Below are 14,596 nucleotides of genomic sequence, written 5' to 3'. Positions count from 1 at the left end.
ACTCAAGGATTTTGGACACGACGCCGGAGCCGACGGTGCGGCCGCCTTCGCGGATGGCAAAGCGCAGCCCGTCTTCCATGGCGATCGGCGCGATCAGCTCGACCGAGAACTTCAGGTTGTCGCCCGGCATCACCATTTCCGTGCCCTCGGGCAGCGTCACCGTCCCGGTCACATCCGTCGTGCGGAAGTAGAACTGCGGGCGGTAGTTGGCGAAGAACGGCGTGTGGCGACCGCCCTCTTCCTTGGTCAGGATGTAGACCTCGCACTCGAACTTCGTGTGCGGATTCACCGACTTGGGCTTGCACAGGACCTGCCCGCGCTCCACGCCCTCGCGGTCGATGCCGCGCAGCAGAACACCCACGTTGTCGCCCGCCTCGCCGCGATCGAGCAGCTTGCGGAACATCTCAACGCCCGTGCAGGTCGTCTTCTTGGTGTCCTTGATGCCGACGATCTCAAGCTCGTCGCCGACGTTCACAACGCCGCGCTCAACCCGGCCGGTCACAACCGTGCCGCGCCCCGAGATCGAGAACACGTCCTCGATCGGCATCAGGAACGGCTGGTCGATGGCCCGCTCCGGCGTCGGGATATACTCGTCCACCGCCGCCATCAGCTCGCGGATCTTGTTCTCGCCGATTTCCGGGTTGTTGCCCTCCATCGCCGCCAGCGCGGAGCCCGCGATGATCGGAATGTCGTCGCCCGGATAGTCGTACTCGCTCAGAAGCTCGCGCACTTCCATCTCGACAAGCTCCAGAAGCTCCTCGTCGTCCACCTGGTCGACCTTGTTGAGGAACACCACCATCGCCGGAATACCGACCTGGCGGCCCAGAAGAATGTGCTCGCGCGTCTGCGGCATCGGCCCGTCGGCGGCGTTCACCACCAGGATCGCGCCGTCCATCTGCGCCGCGCCCGTGATCATGTTCTTGACGTAGTCGGCGTGGCCGGGGCAGTCGACATGCGCGTAGTGGCGGTTGTCGGTCTCGTATTCCACATGCGCCGTCGAGATCGTGATCCCGCGCGCCTTCTCCTCCGGCGCCCCGTCGATCGTGTCATACGCCTGGAAGTCGCCGAAATACTTCGTGATCGCCGCCGTCAGCGTCGTCTTGCCGTGGTCGACGTGGCCGATCGTGCCAATATTTACGTGCGGCTTGCCGCGCTCAAACTTTTGCTTTGCCATAGTATTCCGGCGCCTCGTGGTTCGGGGGCCATCTGGCCCAATTACTCTCCGCGCGGCTCATATTGGGTTGCGCGGGGAAAATCAAGCGGGTCCTGACGTTATTGCGAGCCCAGGTCCGGACCCGTGGATTTGGTGTTCCAGCAGTCCGCCTCGACCTCTGGCGGAACGTCGTCGCCAAGGCATTCGCGGTTCTGTTCCAGCCACCGCTCCACCGCCCGCGCGGCCGAGAACGTCAGGTTCTTGATCTGCTGTTCGCGCGTCGAGGCCCAGCCCGATCCGACGAGGATGCTCCCGCCCGAGAAATCCTCGGTCACGGTGATCTGATAGGGTTCTGGGTTGAGCTTCTTGTTGAGCTTGTCGTCCCAGACGCTCACAGTGATCACGAGCGCCGATTTCGGCGAGAACACCAGCGGCACCCCCGGCTGCGCCAGCACATAGCCCGACACATTCACCCCGAAATGATAGAATCTGTCGCCCTCATAACGCTCGAACCGGGCCGCCATGGCCGATTTCATCGCCTCGATCCACTCGTCCTTGCTGGCCTCGCGCGACAGCGGACCCTTCACCAAATCGGGCGCCACCACGATATTGTGCCCCAGAGCGAAATTGCCCAGATCGGCCGGCGGATCATTCAGATCGCCACCACAGGACGCCAGAGAGGTCAGCAGCGCAAGCAGGGAAAGAAGACGTGTCATCGGCGGGCTCCATTGCAACTCACGCACCGCAATAGCTGATGCGCCGCCCCCACGCAACAAAGCGCCGCAAACCTTTGCCCCGGCGCCGCGCCCCCCTATATTCCCCTCAAAGGGAGAAACCGATGACCGATGCCGCCCTGCCCGCCCACGCGCCGCTTGCCACACAGCCGCTCGGCCTTCTGGGCAGCCTGCGCGCCGCGCGCGAGAACCTGCTCACGATCCTGCCCGAGATTGCCACCCGCCAGCCGATGGTTTCCGGGCGCACCGGCATCCGCTGGCACATGGTGATGGAGCCGGGCGCGATTCGGCGCATCCTTCTCGAACGGGTCGATGACTACCCCAAGTCGCAGGCCACCAAGAACCTGCTGCGCCCGGCGATCGGCGAATCGCTCTTCATCGCGGAGGGCGCGCACTGGCGCTGGCAACGCCGCGCGGCGGCCCCCGTCTTCTCGCGCCGCAACGTGCAAGCGATGGGGCCGATCATGACCGCCGCCGCCACCCGTGCCACCGAACGGATCGAGGCCGCCGGCCCCCGCGCCGTCGATATGCTCGACGAGATGGTGCGCACCACCTTCGACGTGATCTCCGACGTGACCTTCTCGGGCGACGACGTGTTCGACAGCGGTGCAGTGCATCGCGCCATCGACGCCTATATCGCGGAGGCGGGGAAACTCTCGCTGCTCGACATGCTCGGCATGCCCGACTGGATACCGCGCCCCGGGCGAATGTTTTCCGGCCGCGCCGTGGCGGCGATGAAAACCGTGGCCGACGACGCGATCGAGGCGCGCCGCGCCAGCGGGCCGCGCGGCACGCCCGACCTGCTCGACCTGCTGCTGGAGGGCGAAGACCCCGAAACCAGACGCGCCATGAACACCGCGGAGCTGCGCGACAACCTGCTCACCTTCATCGTCGCGGGGCACGAGACGACCGCGCTCACCCTGTCGTGGGCGCTCTACCTCTGCGCCTTCGATCCCGAGGTGCAGGAAAAGGCCCGGCAAGAGGCGCAATCGGTGCTCGGCACCCGCACCGCCACCGGAGAGGACGCCGCCAAGCTGCCCTTCATCCGCGCCATCGTCGATGAGACCCTGCGCCTCTATCCGCCGGCGGGGATCATCTCGCGCACCGCGCGCGACCACGACACGCTCTGCGGGCGGCGGGTAGGCCCCGGCGATACCGTGATGATCCCGATCTACGCGCTGCACCGCCATCATCAGTTGTGGGACGCGCCCGATGCCTTCCGCCCGGAGCGTTTCGCCGATGGCGCCAAGGTGGACCGCTACGCCTATCTGCCCTTCGGGGACGGCCCGCGCGTCTGCATCGGGGCGAGCTTCGCGCTGCAAGAGGCGGTGCTGGTGCTGGCCACGCTGCTGACACGCTTTCGCTTTTCGGCCGTGCCGGGCAAATCGCCCCGTCCGGTGATGATCCTCACCCTGCGCCCCGAGGGCGGGGTCTGGCTCACCGCCGAGCCGGTCTGAGGCCGTGCCGTCACACGCGGAATGAACGCGCGGGACGCACCGCCGCGCAGCGCATGGCCGCCCCCCAATGCGGCCACACCGCACCCTGCCCGGTTCACGCAACCCGCCCTTTCTCTGTTCCAGAAATACTCAAAAATGCAACGCGTGCCGCGTTCATCACGCCCAATCGGGCACGATACGCTGCGGCCATACCGACGGAATACCGACGTTTTACCGACGCGATACCGAAACGGGTTTTTCTGTGATTTCAGCGCGTTAACCCTGATTCGCGTTCAGGTGAAGCGATTGTCCCTCGGAAACCCCCGCGGCGCCATGCGGCCGCTGCCGGCGCGCTTGCCCCGCCACTCGGTCAGATCGGTCTCGGTGCGCGTCCGTCCCGCCGGATCTTTCCAGCTCAGCCCCTCGGACAGGGTGAAGGTGATCGCATCGCTCAGCCCCCCGTCCTTGTACCGCTGAAGCCGCACCCCCTTGCCGCGTCCCATCTCGGGCAGTTCGTCCAGGTCGAAGACAAGCACCTTGCGGTTCTCGCCCACGCAGGCCACCGCATCGCCCGTCACCGGACGGCACAGCAGTGCCTTTGCCTCGCCCCGCACGTTCAGAACCTGCCGCCCGGTCCGCGTCTGGGCCACCACCTCGTCCTCGGACACGATGAACCCATCCCCCGCCGTGGAGGCCACAAGAAGCCTGCGACCCGGTTTATGTATAAGGATATCAACGATGTCAGCCTCATTGGGCAGATCGACCATGAGCCGCAGCGGCTCGCCCATGCCGCGCCCGCCGGGCAGGTTGGCGGCGCTCACGGTGTAGAATCGCCCGTTGGAGCCGAACACCAGAAGCTTGTCCGTCGTCTCGGCGTGGAACATGAAGCGCGGCCCGTCGCCGTCCTTGAACTTGAGCTCCCGGCCAAGGTCGATATGGCCGGTCATCGCCCGGATCCACCCCATCTGCGAACAGACCACCGTGATCGGCTCACGGTCGATCATCGCCTCGATCGGAACCTCCTCCGCCTCGTCGGCCTCGGCAAAGACAGAGCGCCGCGCCCCGCCCGGATAATCCTTTCCGAACAGGCGCTTGGTCTCCTTGATCTGGTCCGAGATCTGGCCCCATTGCAGGCTCTCGTCGTCCAGCAGATCCTCAAGCCCGGCGCGCTCCAGCATCAGATCGTCGCGCTCCTTGACAAGCGCCATCTCCTCCAGCCGCCGCAGGCTGCGCAGCCGCATGTTGAGGATCGCCTCCGCCTGCACTTCCGAAAGCTCGCCCTCTCCGGTCGCGGGCAGGGGCGAGACATAATCGGCCTCCGACGTGGCGCGCACATGATCGCGGCCCCAGTCCTCGGCCATGAGGGCCGCCTTGGGCGCCTCGTCATAGCGGATGATATCGATCACCCGGTCGAGGTTGAGAAAGGCGATGATGAAGCCTTCCAGTACTTCGAGCCGGTGGTCGATCTTCTCCAGCCGGTGCTGGGAGCGACGCTGCAACACCTCGCGCCGGTGATCGAGAAAGGCGCGCAGCACCTCTTTCATCGAACAGACCTTGGGCGTCACCCCGTCGATCAGAACGTTCATGTTGAGCGAAAACCGCAGCTCCAGATCGGAATTGCGGAACAGCATCCCCATGAGCACCTCCGGCTCCACGTTCTTGGAGCGCGGCTCGAGGATCATGCGGATGTCATCGGCGCTCTCGTCGCGGATGTCGGCCAAGATCGGCACCTTGCGCGTCTGGATCAGCTCCGCCAGCTTTTCCACCAGCTTGGATTTCTGCACCTGATAGGGGATTTCCGTGACCACGATCTGCCACTGGCCGCGGCCCAGATCCTCCACCTCCCATTTGCAGCGCACCCGGAAACTGCCGCGCCCGGTGCGATAGGCCTGCGCGATGTTCTCCTTCGGCTCCACGATCACGCCGCCGGTGGGGAAATCGGGGCCGGGAACATGATTCAGAAGCGTGTCGTCACGCGCATCCGGCACCTTGATCAGATGCAGGCAGGCATCGCAAAGCTCCGCGATATTATGCGGCGGGATGTTGGTCGCCATGCCCACCGCGATCCCGCTGGAGCCGTTGGCCAGAAGGTTGGGAAAGCTGGCCGGAAGGACAATCGGCTCTGTCAGGGTGCCGTCGTAATTCTCGCGGAAATCGACCGCGTTCTCGTCCAGCCCGTCCAGCAAGGCCTCGGCCACGGCGGTCATGCGCGCCTCGGTGTAACGCGGCGCGGCGGGGTTGTCGCCGTCGATATTGCCGAAGTTGCCTTGCCCGTCCACGAGCGGATAGCGCACGTTGAAATCCTGCGCCAGCCGCGCCATCGCGTCATAGATCGCGGCGTCGCCGTGCGGGTGATAGTTGCCCATCACATCGCCCGAGATCTTCGCCGATTTGCGAAAGCCCCCCGTCGAGGAGAGCTTCAGCTCGCGCATGGCGTAGAGGATGCGCCGGTGCACCGGCTTCAGCCCGTCGCGCGCATCGGGCAGCGCCCGGTGCATGATGGTCGAAAGCGCATAGGTCAGATACCGCTCGCTGAGCGCGCGGCGCAGCGGTTCGAACACGTTGAGAGAGGGCGTTTCGCCGTTATCGTGAAGGTCGGTCATGGCACGGTGATAGCGACACTGGCAAATCGCGGCAAGCGAAAGCATCCGCTCGCCGCCCATTGCACCCGGACCCGATTTTCGAATAGCTGAACGCGAGGTCAGACAGGGCGCGCCATGGCGAAATCCATTCTCATCACCGGCTGTTCCTCGGGGATCGGCCTGGACGCCGCGCAGGGTCTGCGGGCGCGCGGCTGGCGTGTGTTCGCGGCCTGCCGCAAACCCGATGACTGCACGCGCCTGCGCGAGATGGGGTTCGAAAGCCCGTTGATCGATTATGAGCGGGGCGAGACCATCGCCAGCGGCCTGCAAGAGGTGCTGAACGCCACGGGCGGCACGCTCGACGCGCTGTTCAACAACGGCGCCTATGCCGTGCCCGGCGCGGTCGAGGATTTGCCAGCCGGCGCGCTGCGCGCCATTTTCGAGGCCAATGTCTTCGGCTGGCACGATCTCACCCGGCAGGTGATCCCCGTGATGCGCGCGCAGGGCCACGGGCGGATTGTCAACTGCTCTTCGGTGCTGGGGCTGGTCTCGGCGCCGTGGCGCGGGGCCTATAACGCCACCAAATTCGCGCTTGAGGCACTGACCGACACGCTCCGGATCGAGATGCGCGACACGCCGCTGCATGTCGTGCTGATCGAACCGGGGCCGATCGACACCCCGTTCCGCGCCAATGCCGCCCTGCAATTCGAGAAATGGATCGACTGGCGCAAGAGCGCACGCGCGGCGCAGTATGACGCAAGACTGCGCCCACGGCTCTATGCTGAAACGGGCGGCGCCGACCGGTTCGAACTGCCCCCCGCCGCGGTCACGGCAAAGCTCCTGCGCGCGCTGGAGTCCCCCCGTCCCCGGCCGCGATATTTCGTCACGACCCCGACCTACGCGATGGCCTTTTTGCGCAGGGTTCTGCCGGTCCGCGCGCTGGACTGGCTGCTGGCAAAAGGATAACCTGCCCCTCGCCTTTTTTCCCGTACCTGCTAGGTACAGGCGCAAACGCCTGAAAGGAGCAATAGATGCTCGATGACCCGCTTTTCTACGTTGTCGCCGCTGCCGTGCTGGCCGTGCTCGTGATCCTGATGATCGGGGTCGGTGGCTTTGCCAAGGGGGGCGATTTCAACCGCAAATACGCCAACAAGATCATGCGCCTGCGCATCGCCGCGCAATTCGTCGCGGTGGTGCTGATCCTGCTGTTTGTCTGGCTCAGGCAAGGGGGCTGAAGAAATGGTCGTTCTCAACAAGATCTACACCCGCACCGGCGACAAGGGGCAGACCGCGCTTGGCGATGGCACGCGCGTGCACAAATACACCGACCGCGTCAGCGCCTATGGCACCACCGATGAGCTGAATTCCACCGTCGGGCTGGCGCGGCTGCATGCGGACGGTGACATAGACGCCGCACTGGCCCGGATTCAGAACGATCTGTTCGATCTGGGCGCCGATCTCTGCCGCCCCGACCTGGAGCGGGACGCGGAGGCCGACTATCCCCCGCTACGCATGGATGACGTTCAGGTCGAACGGCTCGAGGCCGAGATCGACGCGATGAACAAGGGGCTGGAGCCGCTGCGCAGCTTCATCCTGCCCGGCGGCACACCACTGGCCGCGCATCTGCATCTGTGCCGCACCGTGGCGCGCCGGGCCGAACGGCTGACCGTGTCGCTGACAGAGCACGAATCGGTCAACGCCGCCGCGCTGACCTATCTCAATCGCCTGTCGGACTGGTTCTTCGTCGCGGCGCGCACGGCCAATGATGGCGGCAAGGCGGATATCCTCTGGAGTCCGGGGGCGAACCGCTGATCGTATGTGAAATCGCGGTAAATCCCTGAAACGCGGCGTCGGAGGGGCGTCAGGTGACGATTTTGCTCTGTTGCAGACGCGTCAGAGCCGGTATCAACACCGCGGAGAGTCATAGTCAGGGGCCGGTGCGCCGGTTCGAACACGAAGAGGAGTCCAACGCTCATGAAGGTACTTGTGCCTGTGAAGCGCGTGATCGACTACAACGTGAAGGTCCGTGTGAAGGCGGACGGATCGGGTGTCGATCTCGCCAATGTAAAAATGTCGATGAACCCCTTCGACGAGATCGCCGTGGAAGAGGCGATCCGTCTGAAAGAGGCCGGCAAGGCCGATGAGGTCGTGGCCGTTTCCATCGGCGTGAAACAGGCGCAGGAAACGCTGCGCACGGCGCTGGCGATGGGCGCGGACCGGGCGATCCTCGTCGTGGCCGCCGATGACGTGAACACCGACATCGAACCGCTGGCCGTCGCCAAGATCCTCGCCAAGATCGTGGAAGAGGAACAGCCCGGCCTCGTGATCGCGGGCAAGCAGGCGATCGACAACGACATGAACGCCACCGGGCAGATGCTTTCGGCGCTGCTGGGCTGGTCGCAGGGCACCTTCGCCTCCAAGCTCGACATCGATGGCGATCATGCGCTGATCACGCGAGAGGTCGATGGCGGCCTTCAGACCATCAAGGTCACGATGCCCACCATCGTCACCGTGGACCTGCGCCTGAACGAGCCGCGCTATGCCTCGCTGCCGAACATCATGAAGGCCAAGAAAAAGCCGCTGGATGAAAAGACCGCCGAAGACTACGGCGTCGATGTCACACCGCGGCTGGAGATCGTGAAAACCACCGAACCGGAAACGCGCAAGGCCGGTGAAATCGTGGGCTCCGTCGATGAGCTTGTGGCGAAACTCAAGGAAGCGGGGGCAGTATAATGGCAGTTCTTCTACTTGCAGAAGTGACCGGCGGCGAACTGGCGATGGACGCCACCGCAAAGACCGTGACAGCGGCCGTGAAACTCGGCGATGTGACCGCGCTTTGCGCCGGGGCCTCGGCTGCCGCCGCTGGCGAAGCCGCCGCCAAGATCGAGGGCGTGAGCAAGGTGCTCGTGGCCGAAGACGAGAGCCTCGGCCACCGGCTCGCGGAATCCACCGCGGCGCTGATCGTGTCTCTTGCGGGTGACTATGATCATATCGTCGCACCGGCCACCACCGACGCCAAGAACGTGCTGCCGCGCGTGGCCGCGCTTCTCGACGTGATGGTGATCTCGGATGTCTCGGGCGTCGTCGATGCCGACACGTTCGAACGCCCGGTCTATGCCGGCAACGCCGTGCAAACGGTGAAATCGAAAGACGCCAAGAAGGTGATATCGATCCGCACCTCGACCTTCGATGCCGCCGGCGAAGGCTCCGCCGCGCCGATCGACACCGTTTCGGCGGCCGACAATCCGGGGCTTTCCGAATGGGTCGAGGACAAGGTGGCCGAAAGCGACCGTCCCGAGCTCACCTCTGCCGGTGTCGTCGTCTCGGGCGGTCGCGGCGTCGGTTCCGAAGATGATTTCAAGCTGATCGAGCAGCTTGCCGACAAACTCGGCGCCGCTGTCGGGGCTTCCCGCGCGGCGGTCGATTCGGGCTATGCCCCGAATGACTGGCAAGTGGGTCAGACCGGTAAGGTCGTGGCGCCGGATCTTTACGTCGCGGTCGGCATCTCCGGCGCGATTCAGCATCTCGCCGGCATGAAGGATTCCAAGATCATCGTGGCGATCAACAAGGACGAAGAGGCGCCGATCTTTCAGGTCGCCGATTACGGTCTCGTGGCCGACCTCTTCACCGCCGTGCCGGAGCTGATCGAAAAGCTCTGACGGCGCCGGAACAGCGCCATCAGGAAAGGCCCGCCCGATCCGGCGGGCCTTTTTTCATGCCATGAGCGCCCGGATCGGTTGCACCAGCGCCGCCGCCGCCTCTTCGTGGGCCGCCGGGTTGAGCATCCGCCGCGCCGCCGCCCTGTCGAGTTCGGAACACCTCATGCCCTCCGTTCCCTGCGCCAGAACCTGCGCGCTGGCTGTCACTTCGATGATCGACGCCAGCCCGGGACGCAGCGCCTCGATCATGCCCCGGTCAACGTAAATCGGGTCCGGGCCGATGCCGTCCTCGGCCGCCTGCCACTGTTCCGCCGGTGAGTGTCCGGCGAACCACAAGAGCACCACATCGCCCCCGATCCGCTCGATCAGCACCCGCATCCGCGCCATCCACGCCTCGCGCAACTCCTCGCGGATCAGATCGAACCGGTCCGGCGCCTCGGCAAACAGCGCGCCCAGCATGTGCCGCGTGAAATGGAACTCCGTGAAGTCCACCTCGGGAAACACCCTTTGCATGGTCGAAGAGGCCGTCACGAAACGGTCATTGCGACGCGGATGCACCTGGTAGAAGCGGTTCGACATGTTCTGCGCGCCCATGACCTGTATCACCGTCACCTGCGCAGCCCGGGCGATGGAAAGAACCTCCGGCTCATTCAGGAACACGTCGATCCCCGCATTCACCACACCGAGGTTGATCGCCTGCACCCGCGCGATCCGCTCAACCATCTCCGGAAAGGGCCTTTCAACGAACTTGCCGAAGGTTTCCGTTCCCCCGATGAACACGGCATACTCGCCCTGCGCTCTGCGCTTCGGGCCGCGAAACCGAACGCGGGACTTTCCATAGTGACAAAGCCGGTAATCCAGCCCAACATCTGACACTGCCTCATAAGACATCTCACCACCTATTGCTCTCACCCATGGACAGATTCGGGCAAACCCGTTGCCAATCCGCTAATGCTCGCTTTTGCATTGAGTTTTAGCGGCCCCGGCCAATTCCGATCCCCGGCCCTTGAGCCCCCGCCGCCCCCCGCATATGGTCGGCGCAACAGTTGGAAAGGGGCGGATCATGGACATCAAATCGGTCGGCGTGGTGGGTGCGGGGCAGATGGGCAACGGCATCGCCCATGTGATGGCCCTCGCGGGCTACGAGGTGAAGCTCAACGACATCAGCCAGGACGCGCTCGACGCCGCGATGGCCCGGATCGAAAAGAACATGGCCCGGCAGGTGAGCCGCGATCAGATCTCCGAAGACGATATGACCGCCGCTCTGGCGCGCCTCTCGCCGACGCAGGATCTGCCCGCGCTCGGCGGGGTCGATCTCATCATCGAATCCGCGACCGAGCGCGAAGAGGTCAAGCACAAGATCTTCGACACGCTCGCCCCGCATCTCGCGCCGCACACGATCCTGACGAGCAACACCTCCTCGATCTCGATTACCCGGCTGGCAAGCCGCACCGACCGGCCCGAACGCTTCATGGGGTTCCACTTCATGAACCCGGTCCCGCTGATGCAACTGGTGGAACTGATCCGCGGCATCGCCACCGACGAGGCGACCTACAAGACCTGTCTGGGGATCGTTGAGCGGCTCGGCAAGACCGCCGCCAGCTCCGAGGATTTTCCCGCCTTCATCGTCAACCGCATCCTGATCCCGATGATCAACGAGGCGTGCTACACCCTCTACGAAGGCGTCGGGAACGTCGCCTCCATCGACAATGCGATGAAACTCGGCGCCAACCATCCGATGGGGCCGCTGGAGCTGGCCGATTTCATCGGTCTGGACACCTGTCTTGCGATCATGAATGTCCTGCACGACGGGCTGGCGGATACCAAGTACCGCCCCTGCCCGCTGCTGACGAAATACGTCGAGGCCGGCTGGCTGGGCCGCAAGACCGAACGCGGTTTCTACGATTATCGCGGAGAGACTCCGGTGCCGACGCGCTGACCCTGCGCCGGGCCTGCCTCGTCAGACCGCGCCACGGCTTCCGAGCGACAGCGTATGCGCTCGAAGCCAGGCCATGAATCCACGCGGATCGGTTTCCAGTGGCTTCATCTGCTCTGCGGTGAGCGGTTTGCCGATCACCGGCTTCTGCGGCTTGCCCGCCGAATGGACGATCTCATGCAGCAAAAGCCCCTGCCGCAGGATCGGGGAAATCCGGTTGGCGATCTGATACAGGCGGGAATTGGCGCCCGGAAAGAAGACCGGCACCACACGCGCACCAGATTGCCGGATCATCTTGGCGGTAAAGACATTCCAGTCGCGCTCCAACGCCGGGCCGAACATGCTGTCCGACGACATCACCACCCCCGACGGAAACAACGCCACGACACCGCCTTCGGCCAGATGCGCCATCGAAAGGCCGCGCATCTCCACCATCTTGCGCTGCGCGTTCGGGTCATGTGGGAACGGCACCGGGATCATGAATGAGGTCGCGCTCTCGTCAAGCCCGGTCAGCACCGACCGCGACAGGATCCGGTAGTCAAGACGCACCCGCCCGATCAACTCTCCCAGAATCAGCCCGTCCACCATCCCGTGCGGATGGTTGGCAACGACCACGACTGGGCCATCGCGGGGAATGTTGGCGACCTCCTCGGGCGGCGTCGTCACCTCGATCCGAAGCGTCTTCAGAACCCCGCTCCAGAAGGCCTGTCCGCGGTATTCGGCATTGTTGCGCTCGAACTGCCGCACCAGCCGCAGAATGGTGGCCTTGCCCGTCAGCCACTCGATCGTGCGGATCGCGGTGGAGGTCATCCGGTCATCGAAGGAATTGGCATAGGTCAGGGTGCGGCGGTCATAGGTCTGCCCGACCGTCTGCGTGCCCTCTGACTCGGGCTCGCCCGACGAACCCCGCCTCGCCGCCTTGCGCTCTGTGGTCGTCTCCGCCAATATTCCGATCCCGTTTGCGCGCCCGGGCGCGCCCTAGAAGCCTTCGCCGAACTTGTCGGCCACCAGCGCCTCGATCGCGTCGGCCAGCGGACCGGCATCCGGTCCGGTGGTCTGAACATCGATCACCGATCCCCTGGACGCCGCAAGCATCAGCAACCCCATAATACTGTCACCCCCGGCGCTCAACCCATCCTTGGATACTTCGGCTGTTGCGTCAAACCCCTCGACAACCTCGACCAGCTTGGCCGACGCCCGCGCATGAAGTCCCTTTTCATTCTCGATCCTGAGAGACCGGGAGACCGTTTCCGTCATTAAGTTCAGTCCGTGCTTATACTTTGGCTGTCGATATACTTGCGCCCGGCCTCCAACGCAGCCCGAACTGCGTCGGGCACCGACATGTGGCGGCTTTTTGCCAGCTTGATCAGAAGCGGCAAATTCGCCCCGTAGAGGATACGCCGGTTCTCATGCGCGCAGGCCAGCAAACTGAGGTTGGAGGGCGAGCCGCCGAACATGTCTGTGACCACCACGACGCCATCGCCGCTATCGACCGCGTCGGCTGCGTCGCAAATCTCACGTTGCTTGCTGGTCCGGTTGTGATCCGCCTCGATATTGACCGCGCGAATGCCTTTCTGAGTGCCGACCACATGTTCGACCGCCGCCAGATATTCCCCGGCCAGCCTGCCATGTGCAACGATCACTATACCGATCACCGGTGCCTATCCCCATCATCCAGCCGCGCATCGCCGGGTGCCACGACCTCAGGACCGGGAGTGTCCTCTCGCCGGTCCATTTCGCGGTGCCTAACTGACACCTGCCAGCCCCCCTCCGCAAGGGCTTCCGCCACCCTTTCCGTAAGGAAAACCGACCGATGGCGCCCCCCCGTACATCCGAACCCAATCGAAAAATGCGCCTTTCCCTCTTCCAGATAGGCCGGAAGCAGCAGGTTGACCAGCCCCATCACCCTTTTGAAGAACGGGTCGAACCGGGGATCGGTGGCGACATGGTCTGCCACCTGACGGTTGACCCCGGTCAGCGCGCGCAATGCCGGCTCCCAGTGCGGGTTACGCAGGAAGCGGCAGTCAAACACCATGTCGAGCCCCGGCGGCAGCCCCCGCTTGTAGCTGAAACTGACCAGCGAAAGCGCCAGATGCCGCCCGCCCTTGGGCGCGAACCAATGCTCTATCCGGTCGCGCAGCCCGTGCGGCGTCAGCTCTGTCGTGTCGATCAGGACATCGGCCCGGAAACGCACATCCTCCAGCAGGCGGATCTCGCGCGCAATCCCCTCTTCGGGGCTGTCCTCCGGGGCCATCGGATGCCGGCGCCGGGTCTCCGAATAGCGCCGCAGGAGCACTTCCGGACTGCAATCGAGATAAAGAAGCTCCGGCTCTATCCCGGGGTGCTTCTCAAGGGTCGCCAGCAAGCTCAGAAGCGCGTGAGCCGAGAAATCGCGGTTGCGCACATCCAGTCCCAGCGCCATGGGCCGCGCCCGCACCGGCCCTGTGAACAACCGCTCCACCAATCCGAGCGGCAGGTTGTCGATCGCCTCGTAGCCGACATCCTCAAGCGCCTTGATCGCGGTCAGCCGCCCGGCCCCGGAGGGCCCCGTGACAAGGACCAGTCGCTGAGTATCGGCCGTGATCTCAGGGCCGGTGTCGTCGCTCATCTCGGCGCGCTCCTCGAGCTGCTGTCAAGGCGGATCAGAATCGCAGATGCAAAATGCGCCGCGTTGATCCCGAAAAGCAAGGGAACAGAACATCCGCTGATCATCGTGTCACGATCCGGCGGAAGCCGCTCATGCTCCTCCTGGTCAAGGTCCACCGCCAGCACCACCTCCGCCGGTCCGGTCGTCCGTGTGGTCAGTATTCCAACGCCGCGCGCCTCGATCCGGCCGCGGATCGTGGGCGGCACATCGGCCATGACACGCCCATCGCTCTGCCATAGCCGGGTGCGGTCGTCGGCCACCAGTTGCGCCCCCAGAGCGATCAGTTGCAGCGCCAGCGCCGACTTGCCGCACCCGGACGCGCCGGTGATCAGCACCGCGCGCCCGGCCCGCGCCACACAGGAGGCGTGCAGCACCGTCTCGTTTCTGCCAAAAAGGCCGCTGCCTTTCGGCACCGGCCCTGTGTCGCTTTGCTGCCCGTCGCCCATCGC

Annotated in this window: 16 protein-coding genes; 7 read left to right on the top strand and 9 right to left on the bottom strand. The window is 64.6% G+C overall.

The annotated features are described in order from the left end of the window. The coding region (tuf, locus tag BMW66_RS12290; protein ID WP_093118913.1) for an elongation factor Tu at positions 1–1,174 on the bottom strand (1,174 nt) is incomplete at its 3' end. Positions 1,175–1,272: 98 nt separating this feature from the next. Then, entirely contained in the window at positions 1,273–1,869 is a 597-nt protein-coding gene (locus BMW66_RS12285; RefSeq protein WP_093118910.1) for a hypothetical protein, read from the bottom strand. A gap of 122 nt (positions 1,870–1,991) precedes the next feature. On the opposite strand from BMW66_RS12285, the gene BMW66_RS12280 reads away from it, so the two are divergent. Continuing rightward, a complete protein-coding gene (locus BMW66_RS12280) occupies positions 1,992–3,344 on the top strand; it encodes a cytochrome P450 (protein WP_093118908.1) in 1,353 nt (450 codons plus the stop codon). A gap of 272 nt (positions 3,345–3,616) precedes the next feature. Here BMW66_RS12280 and BMW66_RS12275 read toward each other — a convergent pair whose 3' ends face one another. Next, a complete protein-coding gene (locus BMW66_RS12275) occupies positions 3,617–5,926 on the bottom strand; it encodes a DNA topoisomerase IV subunit A (protein WP_093118923.1) in 2,310 nt (769 codons plus the stop codon). A gap of 114 nt (positions 5,927–6,040) precedes the next feature. On the opposite strand from BMW66_RS12275, the gene BMW66_RS12270 reads away from it, so the two are divergent. The 5 genes from BMW66_RS12270 to BMW66_RS12250 all read left to right on the top strand — a co-directional run bounded on the left by BMW66_RS12270 (position 6,041) and on the right by BMW66_RS12250 (position 9,564). After that, complete coding sequence (locus BMW66_RS12270; RefSeq protein ID WP_093118906.1) at positions 6,041–6,871, top strand: SDR family NAD(P)-dependent oxidoreductase; 831 nt, start codon at positions 6,041–6,043, stop codon at positions 6,869–6,871. Between the two features lie 65 nt (positions 6,872–6,936). After that, entirely contained in the window at positions 6,937–7,140 is a 204-nt protein-coding gene (locus BMW66_RS12265) for a twin transmembrane helix small protein (RefSeq protein ID WP_093118904.1), read from the top strand. A gap of 4 nt (positions 7,141–7,144) precedes the next feature. Beyond that, positions 7,145–7,717, top strand: coding sequence for a cob(I)yrinic acid a,c-diamide adenosyltransferase (locus BMW66_RS12260; RefSeq protein WP_093118902.1), 573 nt, complete (start codon positions 7,145–7,147; stop codon positions 7,715–7,717). Between the two features lie 162 nt (positions 7,718–7,879). Then, the gene (locus BMW66_RS12255; protein WP_093118900.1) at positions 7,880–8,638 is read left to right on the top strand and encodes an electron transfer flavoprotein subunit beta/FixA family protein; all 759 of its coding nucleotides are present in this window, start codon (positions 7,880–7,882) and stop codon (positions 8,636–8,638) included. After that, positions 8,638–9,564 (top strand): electron transfer flavoprotein subunit alpha/FixB family protein, encoded by a 927-nt coding sequence (locus BMW66_RS12250; protein WP_093118898.1) that lies wholly within the window; start codon positions 8,638–8,640, stop codon positions 9,562–9,564. Before BMW66_RS12255 ends, BMW66_RS12250 begins: the two co-directional genes overlap by 1 nt. Positions 9,565–9,618: 54 nt before the next feature. Here the strand turns inward: BMW66_RS12250 and BMW66_RS12245 are convergent, their stop codons facing one another. Next, complete coding sequence (locus BMW66_RS12245) at positions 9,619–10,455, bottom strand: DUF6473 family protein (RefSeq protein WP_093118896.1); 837 nt, start codon at positions 10,453–10,455, stop codon at positions 9,619–9,621. 172 nt (positions 10,456–10,627) lie between these two features. On the opposite strand from BMW66_RS12245, the gene BMW66_RS12240 reads away from it, so the two are divergent. Then, positions 10,628–11,503: a 3-hydroxybutyryl-CoA dehydrogenase gene (locus tag BMW66_RS12240; RefSeq protein ID WP_093118894.1), complete on the top strand. Its 876-nt coding sequence runs from the start codon at positions 10,628–10,630 to the stop codon at positions 11,501–11,503. Positions 11,504–11,524: 21 nt separating this feature from the next. On the opposite strand, the gene BMW66_RS12235 is transcribed toward BMW66_RS12240, so the two are convergent. From BMW66_RS12235 to BMW66_RS12215, 5 genes are all read right to left on the bottom strand, one after another. Then, complete coding sequence (locus tag BMW66_RS12235) at positions 11,525–12,340, bottom strand: lysophospholipid acyltransferase family protein (protein ID WP_245729469.1); 816 nt, start codon at positions 12,338–12,340, stop codon at positions 11,525–11,527. Between the two features lie 138 nt (positions 12,341–12,478). After that, positions 12,479–12,757, bottom strand: coding sequence for an HPr family phosphocarrier protein (locus tag BMW66_RS12230; protein ID WP_093118892.1), 279 nt, complete (start codon positions 12,755–12,757; stop codon positions 12,479–12,481). Positions 12,758–12,762: 5 nt separating this feature from the next. Further along, the gene (locus BMW66_RS12225; RefSeq protein ID WP_093118890.1) at positions 12,763–13,155 is read right to left on the bottom strand and encodes a PTS sugar transporter subunit IIA; all 393 of its coding nucleotides are present in this window, start codon (positions 13,153–13,155) and stop codon (positions 12,763–12,765) included. Beyond that, complete coding sequence (gene rapZ, locus BMW66_RS12220) at positions 13,152–14,108, bottom strand: RNase adapter RapZ (RefSeq protein WP_093118888.1); 957 nt, start codon at positions 14,106–14,108, stop codon at positions 13,152–13,154. Before rapZ ends, BMW66_RS12225 begins: the two co-directional genes overlap by 4 nt. Continuing rightward, positions 14,105–14,593, bottom strand: coding sequence for an HPr kinase/phosphorylase (locus BMW66_RS12215; RefSeq protein WP_093118886.1), 489 nt, complete (start codon positions 14,591–14,593; stop codon positions 14,105–14,107). The genes rapZ and BMW66_RS12215 overlap by 4 nt, the downstream gene beginning before the upstream one ends. Positions 14,594–14,596: the final 3 nt, after the last annotated feature.

It is taken from the genome of Salinihabitans flavidus, assembly GCF_900110425.1.
Classification (GTDB): domain Bacteria; phylum Pseudomonadota; class Alphaproteobacteria; order Rhodobacterales; family Rhodobacteraceae; genus Salinihabitans; species Salinihabitans flavidus.
This window is presented reverse-complemented; position numbering and strand designations above follow the sequence as displayed.

Coding starts and splice junctions, on each gene's coding strand:
- BMW66_RS12280 (WP_093118908.1), top strand. CDS start 1,992: ATGACCGATGCCGCCCTGCCCGCCCACGCGCCGCTTGCCACACAGCCG.
- BMW66_RS12285 (WP_093118910.1), bottom strand. CDS start 1,869: ATGACACGTCTTCTTTCCCTGCTTGCGCTGCTGACCTCTCTGGCGTCC.
- rapZ (WP_093118888.1), bottom strand. CDS start 14,108: ATGAGCGACGACACCGGCCCTGAGATCACGGCCGATACTCAGCGACTG.
- BMW66_RS12255 (WP_093118900.1), top strand. CDS start 7,880: ATGAAGGTACTTGTGCCTGTGAAGCGCGTGATCGACTACAACGTGAAG.
- BMW66_RS12230 (WP_093118892.1), bottom strand. CDS start 12,757: ATGACGGAAACGGTCTCCCGGTCTCTCAGGATCGAGAATGAAAAGGGA.
- BMW66_RS12260 (WP_093118902.1), top strand. CDS start 7,145: ATGGTCGTTCTCAACAAGATCTACACCCGCACCGGCGACAAGGGGCAG.
- BMW66_RS12245 (WP_093118896.1), bottom strand. CDS start 10,455: ATGTCTTATGAGGCAGTGTCAGATGTTGGGCTGGATTACCGGCTTTGT.
- BMW66_RS12215 (WP_093118886.1), bottom strand. CDS start 14,593: ATGGGCGACGGGCAGCAAAGCGACACAGGGCCGGTGCCGAAAGGCAGC.
- BMW66_RS12240 (WP_093118894.1), top strand. CDS start 10,628: ATGGACATCAAATCGGTCGGCGTGGTGGGTGCGGGGCAGATGGGCAAC.
- BMW66_RS12275 (WP_093118923.1), bottom strand. CDS start 5,926: ATGACCGACCTTCACGATAACGGCGAAACGCCCTCTCTCAACGTGTTC.
- BMW66_RS12265 (WP_093118904.1), top strand. CDS start 6,937: ATGCTCGATGACCCGCTTTTCTACGTTGTCGCCGCTGCCGTGCTGGCC.
- BMW66_RS12270 (WP_093118906.1), top strand. CDS start 6,041: ATGGCGAAATCCATTCTCATCACCGGCTGTTCCTCGGGGATCGGCCTG.
- BMW66_RS12250 (WP_093118898.1), top strand. CDS start 8,638: ATGGCAGTTCTTCTACTTGCAGAAGTGACCGGCGGCGAACTGGCGATG.